7 protein-coding genes are annotated in these 12,143 nt (G+C 70.1%); 2 read left to right on the forward strand and 5 right to left on the reverse strand.

The window, feature by feature from the left end; translation table 11 throughout:
• Positions 1-8: 8 nt before the first annotated feature.
• The 4 genes from AAFN69_RS17820 to pglW form a co-directional block, all read right to left on the reverse strand.
• Positions 9-1,502, reverse strand: a complete 1,494-nt coding sequence (locus tag AAFN69_RS17820; RefSeq protein ID WP_347729507.1) for a hypothetical protein — start codon at positions 1,500-1,502, stop codon at positions 9-11.
• Positions 1,499-2,911, reverse strand: coding sequence for an AAA family ATPase (locus AAFN69_RS17825; protein WP_347729508.1), 1,413 nt, complete (start codon positions 2,909-2,911; stop codon positions 1,499-1,501). Before AAFN69_RS17825 ends, AAFN69_RS17820 begins: the two co-directional genes overlap by 4 nt.
• Positions 2,908-3,405 carry a hypothetical protein gene (locus AAFN69_RS17830; protein WP_347729509.1) on the reverse strand — a complete coding sequence of 166 codons (498 nt, stop codon included), beginning with the start codon at positions 3,403-3,405 and terminating at the stop codon, positions 2,908-2,910. The genes AAFN69_RS17825 and AAFN69_RS17830 overlap by 4 nt, the downstream gene beginning before the upstream one ends.
• A gap of 130 nt (positions 3,406-3,535) precedes the next feature.
• Positions 3,536-7,981 carry a BREX system serine/threonine kinase PglW gene (gene pglW, locus AAFN69_RS17835; RefSeq protein WP_347729510.1) on the reverse strand — a complete coding sequence of 1,482 codons (4,446 nt, stop codon included), beginning with the start codon at positions 7,979-7,981 and terminating at the stop codon, positions 3,536-3,538.
• 787 nt (positions 7,982-8,768) lie between these two features.
• Here pglW and AAFN69_RS17840 point away from each other — a divergent pair.
• Entirely contained in the window at positions 8,769-8,975 is a 207-nt protein-coding gene (locus tag AAFN69_RS17840; protein WP_347729512.1) for a hypothetical protein, read from the forward strand.
• Positions 8,976-9,294: 319 nt separating this feature from the next.
• Positions 9,295-9,597: a helix-turn-helix domain-containing protein gene (locus tag AAFN69_RS17845; RefSeq protein ID WP_347729513.1), complete on the forward strand. Its 303-nt coding sequence runs from the start codon at positions 9,295-9,297 to the stop codon at positions 9,595-9,597.
• 317 nt (positions 9,598-9,914) lie between these two features.
• On the opposite strand, the gene AAFN69_RS17850 is transcribed toward AAFN69_RS17845, so the two are convergent.
• Complete coding sequence (locus AAFN69_RS17850) at positions 9,915-11,441, reverse strand: UDP-N-acetylglucosamine 1-carboxyvinyltransferase (protein WP_347729514.1); 1,527 nt, start codon at positions 11,439-11,441, stop codon at positions 9,915-9,917.
• Between the last annotated feature and the right edge of the window lie 702 nt (positions 11,442-12,143).

The raw sequence follows: 12,143 nt of genomic DNA on the forward strand, positions 1-12,143 counted from the left end.
GCTGGCGGCTACCTGCGGCCGGTCAGCGGGATGCCGCCCTTGCGTCCGAGGCCGAAGGCGAGGCGGTAGATGTCGGGCAGGTCGAGCAGCGCGTGCTCGTCCCGCTCCTTGTCGCGCCGGCGCATCACGCCCAGGTCGACCAGCTCCTGGATCAGGCGGGGCAGGTCGTCGGGGTCGCGGGGGCCGGTGACGACCAGCTCGGGCCGGTCGTGCTGGGTGTAGCGGGCGGAGTCCCGGCGCAGCTCGCTCGGCAGATCGTGTTCCTGCCAGATCTCGATGATCTTCCCTTGGGTGATCGGCACCTGGCAGCCGGACAGCGGCTCTATCGCGGTCCTGACCCACGGGGTGTCCTCGCCGACCTGGTCCACCCGCACCCTGGACGCCGCGCGCACCCCGCTGTGGATGGCGGAGTGGTGCAGCGCACGGTCGTGCCCCGGCCGGGTGACCTCGGCCGCCTCGGACAGGGCCTTGAGGAAGCTGCGCGGGCTGATCCGGTCCTTGCTGTCCATGAGGTGGTTGGGCAGCCAGGTGTAAGGGCGTCCCTGGCGGACGTTGCTGCCCATGTACGGGTCGGCGATCTGCTCGAACAGCTCCGTCTGGGCCCTGGCGTCGTTGCGCAGGGCGATCGGCGGGACATGCCGGGCTGACGACACCCCGTCCGGCCCCGGCGTGCTCTCCCAGCCGCCGGTGATCCGGCGGAACCGCTCGGCGTCCGCGCCGCCCTCGTTGCCCAGATGATGAAAGAGAAGCCCGTACAGATCGGTACGGGACCAGGTCAGCTCCGCCGCGTTCCCCGACAGTTTCGACGCATCGGGGAAGAGCTGCTTGGCGGCCTCGAACATGTCGGGACGCAGGAACACCTTGAAACGGATGTTGCGCGTGCCGAAGCGCATCCGCTGGGCGACCCTGAGTAGTCCCGCGATCAGCCGGTCCACGACGCGCTGATCGGGGTGCAGATGCTCCAGGCCGTCGAAGACCAGGAGATGCACCACGTCCTCGGCGAAGGCCCGGGCGTCCGCCTCCTCGATGGTCCGGTCGGCCGGACCGGGGTTCGCCCGGAGCCAGGAGAGCTTGTCGCCCCACTCGGGGAGCGCGCGCAGTTCCGGCTGCCCGAGCGCGGTGAGCAGCACGGCGTACCAGATCTCCTCCGCCAGAGCACCACCGTCCACCAGACGGGGCAGCGCCATCGGGCCAGGATAGGAGTCCGACCGTATGTCCTGGCCGTAGCCGGGGGAGACCCGCAGCTTGTTGAGCCGGTTGATGCGGTACTCGGCCGCCGCCGCCGCCCGCAGGACCGGGTCGAGGAGGGACCGCGCCCAGAAGGTTTTTCCGTCACCCCGGCCGCCCTCGACCACCGTGGAGTCCACGTACAGGGCGGACCGGTGGAGATCCGGCATGTACAGCGAGTGCGAGTCCGGCCGCCGGGTGTCCGCGTCGACCGTGCCCTCCAGTGCCCTCGACAGCAGGTCGCGGTAGGCGTCGGCGCTCAGTGGCTCGGTCATCCCGTCTCTTCCTCGTCGTCGTTCCCGTTGACCGGGTCGGCCAGGACCAGCGGAACGACCGTCGCGAGGAACTCAAGGTACGCGGCCCGTACGAAGACTCGCTCCTGCCACTGCGGGGAGTCCGGGACGTTCATGCCGACCAGGCCCGGCTCGAAGAGGATCGGGACCGGGTGATGAGGAGCGGAGTCGTCCTCCGGGGACGGGGCGAATGGAACACTGCCCGTGGTCCCCTCACCGGAATCCGACCGCTGCGGATCCTCAGCCGTGCCCTCGGCCAAGACCTCGTCGTAGAGCGTGGAAAAGCAGTCGTAGGAATTCAGCCGGAAGGACCTCAGGTAGATCTCCATCGGGTGGTGGACCGAGTCCGGCACCATCGAGGCAACCATGCGGAGCTTGCGCCGGATGTCCGGGCCCTGCCCTGACGCCGCCCACGCCTCGAAGAGGTCCCGGTACCCCGACCAGGTCTGCGCGTTGTCCGCGCCGAAGAGCAGCGCGAGGTCGCACAGCCGGGAGATGGTCACGGCGGCGACGTCGTGGATGCCGGCCCGGCTGTCGAGCAGCACCACATCGGGGCGGCGCCCGCTGTCGCTCTTCTCCACCGCCTCCTCGCAGGCACGGACGGTCGCCTCCAGTCGGTCCGCGAAACTCGCGCCCGGCGAATCGGCGTAGACACGGTTGAGTTTGTCCACGTAGGCGTTGGGTGTGTCGTCGCCCGCCCCCCGAGCAGGGGCGATCCACAGCTCGCCCCGGTTGCGCGGTTCGTACCCCGATCTGGCCACGATCTCCAGGCCCTCCTCGTTGCCGAGAGCCGCCTCCACGAGGTGGTCGACGACACCGTGGCGGCACAACCGCCCCGTCCCGAGAAGCAGCGGGCCGATACCCGGTGACTCCAGGTCCAGGTCGATCACCAGCACGATCTTGCCGGTGTCGGCGAGGGAGCGGGCGAGGACCGAGGTCGCCGTGGTGCGGCCGACGCCGCCCTTGAAACCGTACAGAGCGGTGCGATGGGTACGGGGCCCGAGCTTCGGTGCGGACGGCGTGGAGACCTGGGTCCAGCCCTCGCCGACCACGGTGTTGTCCAGGAACCGGACGGGGCCGACGGAGGTGGACCCGTCGGGGGCGTCGATCGCACGAGGGGACCTGAGCAGGACGTCGGCTGAGAACATCCGGGACTTCAGCAGGACCCGCCGCTTGCCGCAGTACGGGCCGAGCCGGTCCTGCAAGGTCGCCGACCAGCGCTCGTGCTGTCCGGCATCCACGCCTTCGCTGTCGTCGACGACAAGGGTGAACCGGCCGAGCACGTCCCGTACCAGCACGACGTCGTACCCCTCCTCCGCCACGTCCCGTGCGATCCCGAACGCGATCGGGCGGGAACTGTCGAAGCGGACCGGGACGTCGTACGCGGTCATGAGGTCCTTCCGGTGAGCTCGTACAGCTCGTACAAGGAGAGGGCGAGGCGCGCGGCCTCCTGGCGGTCGGCCACGACCGAGTCGGAGACCTGCCTGCCGTCCCGGTAACGGTCCGCCAGGTCCCAGGACGCGAAGACGTTCAGCCTGTCGACGGCCTCCACGAACGCGGGGCCGCCGCGGCCGTACGCCAGCAGCGGGGCCGCCCCCAGGACCTGGTTGATGTGGCCCAGCCAGTCCTCTTTTCCGGTCCGGGGATTCACCCACCGTGCCCGGTTCACCGCATTCCCGTTGCGGTACGTGGACACGTCGTGCACCGCGAACCGCAGCAACAGGCTCTTCAGCGCGCACTCGGCGGCGAACCCGAAGAGGTGGTCGGCGGTCGGCCACCGCTGGTCGCCACAGAGATAGACGGCATCGTGGTAATGCCGCGCTCCGGCGAGGGCGTACTGCTGCTCCATCACCGCGTCCTGGGCTCTTGCGTCATCATCCGGCACGCCGCTGATCATAAGCGGCGAGGCTGCTCCGAAGGGGTGAATTCGCGCAGGCCGTCGGCGGTTGAGCTTGCGTCAGGGACAGCGGGTGAGGGAAGAGGGCCCGACGCCGTGCCGCCGCTCCCCCTTGCCCTCACTCCTCGCCGCGAAGCTCCCTCAACGGCAGCCCTTCGAGGACCACCCACTCGCTCACCCGGTCCACCACGTCCACCGTGCGTCCCTCCAGCGCCGGGGTGGCCTGCGGGTCGTCCATCGGGACGAGCAGCCACAGGCCGTGCGGGGTGTCGGCTGGGCGGCGGGCCGACTGCTGCAGGGAGACCAGGAGTTCGCGGCCGCCGGCCTCCCAGTAGCGGGCCACCAGGCCGGCCCGATGCAGCAGCGGGACGGTGCGCGGGCCCGCCTCCTCGGCCAGGTCCGCGCACCGCCGCGCCACGCGCTCGGCGGCGAGTCGGGTGTAGGAACCCAGAGCGGTGCCGAGGAGGCCGGTGGCGGTGAATCCGGCGTCCGCCTTCAGCAGGGCCCGCCAGGGCACCCCCTGCTCCTCGGCCAGCTCGCGCAGCGCGGTGAGGAACAGGTCGTCCAGGGCGATCGGGAGTACACCGCAGCGCTCGGCCAGCCGCTCGGCGAGACCCGGAAGGTAGGCGCCTCTGACGGTCAACGCCATGAAACCGCCCCGGCGCAGCGCGTCGTCGAGGCGCAGGGTCAGGACCCGGCGCGGATCGCGCCCCTCGGCCAGCTCCGCCTGCGCGTCGCCGTAGAGGGTGCCGGTCCCCGGCACGGACGTCATGGTGTACGCGGGACGGCTCCGGTCGGGGTCGCGCGCGGGCGGGAAGAATAGCGAGCGGTCCCGGTCGTACTCCAGCGGGAAGCCGGCCTTGTCCAGGGCCTCCTCCAGCTCCACGTACGTGAGGTCGGCCAGTACCGCCAGACCCGGGAAGCGGGAGCGGAGCCGGGCCAGCAGGTCATCGGCCCCGATGCCGATGGCGCGCCGCACCCCGGCCGCCGCCTGAGAGACGCGAAGTGCCCGGTCCAGACCGAGGTCCAGGGGGAACAGCTCGAACCGCGGAGAGACGCCGACACCGCCGGCCATCGACGCGGCCAGCGCCACCAGACGGGTGTCGGCCGGGGGGGCCATCCCCTCCGGCGCGGGCACCGCGCGCAGTTCGCGCAGGACGGCCTCCTTGCCCGGCAGCGGATCGCGGGCCGCCAGGGCCTGGGCGGCGTGGCCGAGCTCGGTCGCGTGATCGGCCAGCTCCACCGGGGTCGGGTCGTCGCTTCCGGGAAGGTCCTCCAGAGCCAGCAGGACCGTGCCGCCGCGCCGCAGCACGGCGATCCGGGGCAGAGGAGCGGACCCCTCCCCGTCTCCGTCCCCGTGCTCGATCCCGTGGGCCTCGTCCGGCCGGCGCGACTCGGCCTCGACCGCGGCCCGTACCACGGCCAGCGCCAGCGCCTGCAGGTCCGCGCGGTCCGTGTCGTCGTCCGCGTCCTGCGGGGCGTGCCTGACCCGGAGCTCGGCCGCGAGCTCGGCGGCCGTCATCACCCGGCCCTGCTCGGACAGTACGGTCACCAGCTCGTCGCGGACCCGGCCGAGCCAGGGCAGTGCGGCCCACTGCCCTATAGCGGCGCTCTGGTGCTGCGAAACGGTCGGCTGGCTGATGTCCAGGGCCCTGGCGATGGCCGGTTGGGAGGGCCAGCTCTCGGCCAGGGCGGCACCGGGCAGACCCAGGGTGGCCAGGACGACGTCCGGCCGTGGCCGGGTACGCCGTCCGGTCGTCGCCGCCGGGGTGAGCCGGGCGGCCAGGGTCTCCACCGACTCCAGCGCCTCCTCGGGAGCGTCGGCGGGCAGCGAGACGGGCCTTCTCCCCGCAGGGCGCTGCCGCAGCTCCTGGAGCCACTGCTTGCGCCGCCGGTTCAGCTCCTTGCGGATCACGTTCCCGGCGCCCCGGGCACGGGAGATCGAGTACGCCGGGATGTCCAGGAGCGCCTCCACGGTGGAGGCTCCGAGACCGGCCGCCACCGAGACGGCCCGCGGCGAGAGCCCCGCCGCGTCCAGCGAGGTCTTCGGCCCGGCAGCCGCGGCCGCCTGTTCCCGGGCGTCCTCCACGTCCTCGGCCTGCCGGTCCACCGTGGCCGGGGTGGTAGGGGGCCGTGCCGAGTCCGCCCGGCGGAAGACGTCCCGCCAGGCATCCTGCAACAGACGCAGACTGCCGTAGCGCTGATCGAGATCTCGATGCAGTGCCTGGTGGAAGAAACTGGTCAGTCCCTCGCGCAGGGCGGACTCGAACAGCTCGTCAGCGACATGGAGCTCGGCGTCCGCGACGGTCAGCGGATCCGCCTGGCCGTCGCCCCACACCGGTCGTTCGCCCGTGGCCATCTCGTACAGGGTGACCGCCGCCGCGTACCACTCGGCGTGATCGTCGTAACGGGAACGACGGCTACTGCCCAGGAACGGGTCGAGATAGCCGCGGGTGCCGGCCCGCAGATCCTGGTCGGGTGCGTCGGCCAGCGAGAAGTCGAACAGCATCAACTGCCAGGAACCGTCGTTGCGTTTGAACAGGCCGAGGTTGTCCGGCTTGATGTCACGGTGGCGTACCCCACGGGCGGCGAGAGTGTCCAGAGCGTCGAAGAGGTCGGTGCCGAACCGCTCCAGCTGTCCGTACCCGAGCCGCCCCTCACCGCGCAGCCGCGAGCCCAGGCTGACCGGCTCCCGGTCCTGGGAGGAACGGAACCCGCCCGCGTACTCGATCTCCAGGACGGTGCGGCCGCCCACCTCACGCGGGTCGGCGAGCAGCTTGACGATGCGGCTGCCGCCGACCTCGCGCAGCGCCTTCGCCTCGGCGTAGAGACGGGCGTCCTTCTCACGGTCGAGAGCCACCTTGAACACCCGCAGGGAGGCTTCGTCGTAGGCGCCCTCTTCGGTGCGGCGGGCGACCAGGATCGCGCGGGCGGTAGCGCCGGTGCCGAGGACCCGTACGACCTCCCACTCCTGGTCCAGATACTGCCCGGCCTTGGCGGTCAGCGGGTCGACCGTCACCGCAGCCGACCGTCCGGTCTGCGCGAACTCGGCCTCCGCGGCGTCGAGCAGCCGCAGGAACTCCTCGGCCGAGGTGAGCCGGTGCTGCACATCGGAGGCGGTGGCCCGGAAGACCAGGTCGTCCAGGGTGGCCGAGACACTGTCGGAGACCGCGTACGGATGCAGTCCGCCCTCGGCGGCCAGCCGGTCCACCAGGGAGCTGCGTGCCTCGGCGGGCGGCTTCCCGGTCAGCAGGAGGTAGGAGAGGCTGCCGAGGCCGAAGATGTCCAGGTCGACCGGGTCGGCGAACTCCCGGGACGTCTCCGGGGCGAGATACACCTGGGCCGTGTCGGCCACCAGACCGGAGTCCAGCGGAGTGTCGGCCAGCGAAAGATGGGAGCTGGATTCGAAGTCCCGGGCGGCCGTCTGCCAGTCCGCGATCCGCAAGGTCGGGTCCGTGCCGTCCTCGCGGGCGCTGACGTACACCGAGCGGGCGGCCAGCGCCCGGTGGTAGAGCGAGCGATTGTGCGCGTACCGCACGGCCTCGGCGAGCTGGCGCACCAGATCCAGACGCATCGCGGGGGAGAGGAGGCCCCCATAGGCGTTCAGGTAGGCGTCCAGCCGCAGATCGGCCTTGCGGTGCCGGAAGAGGATCGCCGGGCCGCCCTGGTGCTCGCGGATCTGCACGGCCTGGACGATGCCGCGGTGGTTGATCCCCTGCAGGACCTGGTACTCGCGACGGGCCGCACGGTCGAGGCGGCTGCGCTGCTCGGCGGACGAGTCCTGCCCCGACAGATAGATCCGGACCCGGCCGCTCTCCTTGGCCAGGCTGTCGTCGCGGACCGCGAGGCGGTCCTCCCACCCAGGGCCCGCGTCCAGGGCCCGCGGCTCGAGGCGCCAGTCGTCCCCGTACCGCAGATGAGCGGTGGAGTGGCTGATCCCGACGCGTTTCATCAGCTGTTCGAGGCGGGCGCTGTCCTGCGGGGTAACCCGCCAGCTCTCCCGCTCCGGAGGGAGTCCGAGCAGTCCGTCCCAGATGCCGGGCAGCCCGCTTCCGGAGTCGTTCAGCCCGTAGACGGCGGTGCGCTGGAACTCGTCCAGCTCGCTCACCAGGGCGGCGTCGTGCAGGAAAACGGCCGGCTTGATGAAGGGCACCTTGCGCGGATCGATACCGGAGGCGCGGGCTGCCTGCTCCAGCTGGGCCTTGAGTTCCTTGGCCTTGAGATCGGTCAGGTGCAGCGGATTACGGAGCGTGCGCACCCGGTCGCTGTGGAACTGCCAGGTGTCACCGTGGTTCACCACCCGGCCTGGATGTCCCTTGAGCTCCAGGAGGTACACGCCACCGGGCACCGCGATCAGCAGATCGCACTCGTTGACCCGACCGGTGACGCCGGTGAACTGGAAGGTGGCCCAGGCCCGGTACGGCTCGGTCGCCGGCATCAGCCGACGGATGTGGTCCAGGCCCTCCTGCTCCCAGCGGAAACCGGAACGACGCGGCTGAAACCAGTGCTCACGGGCCAGCGGCGGACCGGGGCGAGGAGCGGACGGCCGGGGAGTCGACGACACCTGGGGACCTCCGGTACGGGACAGGCGGGGACGGGCTTCACGAACGGTGGAGGGCGCCGGGGTGCGGGCCGGGTCCGGCGCATGCCCCGGACCTGTACGGAATCGTAGTCGCAGCGGGCTGACCGGCTGGTCCTGTTCGCGATCACCCTCCCTCTCCGGCTCTCTTCCGGGCTCGGGGGCGTATGAGGAGGCGGCCCAAGTCGCTCAGGGCCCGAAGAGTGCGCCACGATGACCGGTCGCGGTAGGTGGCAGGAGTCGGCGGTCCCCGCGTTCAGAGGGCGTTCCGACCGTGTTGGTGAGGAGCCGGTAGAGCAGGTACTTAGAAGGCGCCTGCTCTGTTAAAACGCTTTCGCTCGTTCAGGGCCGAGTGCTCGATGGGTCGACCCTGGTGTTTTCGGCACCAGCGTGGCGGTTTGCCGTGTGGTTCGCCGACGGCAGACATATTGATCCCGGAAGTGACTGGAAACGTGCGGCGAAGCAAGCGAACCTAGATCAGCTTGCGGAAGAGTATGTGCGTGAGCGGCGTGCCGTAGCACGGGATCGCCGGTTACCCAAGCCGGCGATTCTCCGGACCATTGGAGAAGTTCGGCCGCCGTGCGATTCGCATGCGATGGCTGGACAGTGGTGTCTATCCCCACCTCACACCCCCAAGGAGCATTGTCATGGCCACAGTTGTTAGTGAAGAGCGGGTTGGCTCCTGGTTCACTCTCAGGCTCAAGAGCGCCGCGAGAAGGGTTCGGACCGCGCGGGCGTTTTACGGCGTGTTCCCGTCTGCCGTGAGTTGGCGGTGATCCTGAAGAAGGAGATCATCCGGCGCGTTCTCGGCCCTGAGGACGCGATATTCGTTCTCGACGATGGACGGCCGCTTACCGCCGAGGTCTACCGGAAGGTTTGGCGGCAAGCGCGGGCGGCGGTTCTGCAGGCCCGTGAACTCGACTCGCGCTCGGTAGGCATGTATCGGCTCTCCGTGACGCGCGCATCGCGGCGTGGCTGAAGAACGGCGACCAGACGGCGGGCCACATCCTTGCGGTGGCCGAATGCGCCGGAATGGGCGCTCCTCGCCTCGCTGAGCGCTTCGCGAACTGCCTTCGCAAGCCGACACGGGACGAGATCCCTTGGGACCGACTCGAAGCTGCCTTGACCCTTCCTGACCTGCCGAGCCAGCCGACTTCGACCGCACGGCGTCCGTAGCGGCACACCGGGTCGCGGCTTGTCCGCGATTCTTCCCTGCCTCACGACAGGCAACGGCTGGGCGGACCAGTGGTTTCCGCCCAGCCGGGCTCGCCTCTCCCGTCCCTCACAGAGAACCCCAAATGCCTGCACGACCCTTGCCTGCGCCCACTGCTTCCTCCGCGGCGGTACGCACGGCCTTCCTGACCGTGAAGGAGGCCGCCGATTACCTCGGCCTCTCACCCCACACCCTCTACGTCCGGCGCCACCTCCGTCAGGGACCGCCGAGCTTCCGCATGGGCCCCCGCGGTCGCGTCATGTACCGAGTGGAAGCCCTCGATGCCTGGGTCCGCGAACAGGAGCAGGCCGACTGCCGCTCCAACGCCACCCTCAACCCACTCAGCGTCCGGCCGCAGGGGCGTTCCGCCCGCTTTACCACCGCCTGACACGGCCTCCTGCGCCGTAGAACGCCGCCGTCACCCTCATCACCAAGGAGTTCCACCTGGCCGGCTACATAGAAGACCGATGGCTGAAGAAGCGCCCGAACCCGAAACTGGCAAACGTGAACGCACCGCCCTGTACGGCAAGTGCACCCGCTACTGCGTCAGCCGAACAGGTGCTGGCGGTACGGGCGGCCTTGCCGGACCGTTACCGGCTTCTCCTCGTGATCGCGGCGGGTCTCGGACTCCGGCAAGGGAAGCGCTCGGGCTCGCTCTGGAGGACATCGACTTCGCCAAGGAAGTCGTCCATGTACGGCGGCAGGTCAGATGTCGCGGAAGATCTCGATCTGCGCGCCCACCGAGTTCAGCCGCTCGGCCAGCTCCTCGTACCCCCGGTTGATGACATACACATTCCGCAGCACCGAGGTGCCCTCCGCCGCCATCATCGCCAGCAGCACCACCACCGCGGGACGCAGGGCCGGCGGGCACATCATCTCCGCCGCGCGCCAGCGGGTGGGGCCCTCCACCAGGACCCGGTGGGGGTCGAGCAGCTGGAGCCGGCCGCCCAGGCGGTTCAGGTCGGTCAGATAGATCGCCCGGTTGTCGTACACCCAGTCGTGGATCAGGGTCTGGCCCTGTGCCACCGCCGCGATAGCCGCGAAGAACGGCACATTGTCGATGTTCAGACCGGGGAAGGGCATCGGGTGGATCTTGTCGATCGGCGCCTCCAGCTTGGAGGGGCGGACCGTCAGATCGACCAGCCGGGTGCGTCCGTTGTCCGCGGTGTACTCGCTGGAGCGGTCGTGGTCGAGGCCCATCTCCTCCAGCACCGCGAGCTCGATCTCCAGGAACTCGATCGGCACCCGGCGGATCGTCAGCTCCGACTCGGTCACCACGGCGGCGGCGAGCAGGCTCATCGCCTCCACCGGGTCCTCGGACGGGGAGTAGTCGACATCCACGTCGATGGTGGGCACACCGTGCACGGTCAGCGTGGTGGTGCCGACCCCCTCCACCCGTACGCCCAGGGCCTCCAGGAAGAAGCAGAGATCCTGGACCATGTAGTTGGACGAGGCGTTCCGGATGACCGTGACACCGTCGTGGCGGGCAGCCGCCAGCAGGGCGTTCTCGGTCACGGTGTCGCCGCGCTCGGTCAGGACGATCGGGCGGTCGGGGGACGAGGGCCGGACCTCCGCGTGGTACAGCCCCTCGGTCGCGGTGATGTCCAGGCCGAACCGGCGGAGCGCGATCATGTGGGGCTCGATCGTCCGGGTGCCGAGATCGCAGCCGCCCGCGTACGGCAGCTTGAAGGAGTCCATCCGGTGCAGCAGGGGACCGAGGAACATGATGATGGAGCGGGTGCGGCGGGCCGCGTCCGCGTCGATCGCGTCCATGTCCAGCTGCGCCGGGGGCACGATCTCCAGGTCGACGCCCTCATTGATCCAGCGGGTGCGCACCCCGATGGAGTTGAGAACCTCCAGCAGACGGAAGACCTCCTCGATGCGCGCCACCCGGCGCAGCACCGTACGGCCCTTGTTGAGGAGCGAGCCGCAGAGCAGCGCCACACAGGCGTTCTTGCTCGTCTTGACGTCGATCGCACCCGAGAGACGGCGACCGCCGACCACGCGCAGATGCATGGGTCCGGCATAGCCGAGCGACACGATTTCACTGTCGAGCGCCTCACCGATGCGCGCGATCATCTCAAGGCTGATGTTCTGGTTACCGCGCTCAATGCGATTGACCGCGCTCTGACTCGTGCTGAGCGCTTCCGCCAGTTGCGTCTGAGTCCAGCCGCGATGCTGCCGGGCATCACGGATGAGCTTGCCGATGCGTACGAGGTAGTCGTCTGCCATGAGCGTGAGGCTATCTCAGATATGAGATGAGGCGCGCGCTGGGGGTGGCGGATGGGTGAGTCGCACACACAAGGGCTCGCGTTCTGACGATCCGTCGGGGGCCGGAACCCGTCAAGTGGTGCGGCGCCATCCGGGTATACGCGCGCCGGGCCCGTGCACCCTCACCTCGCGCCGGCCCGGACCGGCGGAGCTCTCCGCCGGATTCGTCGGATTCTGTTCCCGCTCGTCCCCTTTCTTTAGGGGGTGCGGAACGGGCCGGCGCTCCGGGGTGCCCTCGCGCTGTCCGTCATCGGTGTGGGCCGGCGGGCCGGCCGACCGCGTGCCGTGGTCCCGGTCGGGTTGGTCCATCCGGGGAAGAGTCCGCACACCGTCCCGGGCCGTCGCCGGCCGGGCGGAGGGTTCCGGGTGCGGGGTGGTCCGCGTCGAGCCGTGGCGGATCCGGCTCGTCCGGGGCTCCGGCCTTCGCGACACCGTCCGGCGCCCCGCCGCCCGGGCGGGAATGATCCGTATCCCTCCGCCCGGCCGGGCGGAGGGATACGGCCGTACGGCGGCCCGTGTCATCGCTTTGATGACGCGGGTCACGGGCGCCCGGGCATGACCCAGCCGCACCGATGTACTAGAGTTATCTCGACATCGAGATATCTGCCGAAGACGTGCCGCAGCCGCCACTCGGTAAGGGTGACCTAACTAAGCCCTACCTTA

It is taken from the genome of Streptomyces sp. CAU 1734 (assembly GCF_039888735.1).
In the GTDB taxonomy this organism is placed as follows: Bacteria; Actinomycetota; Actinomycetes; order Streptomycetales; family Streptomycetaceae; genus Streptomyces.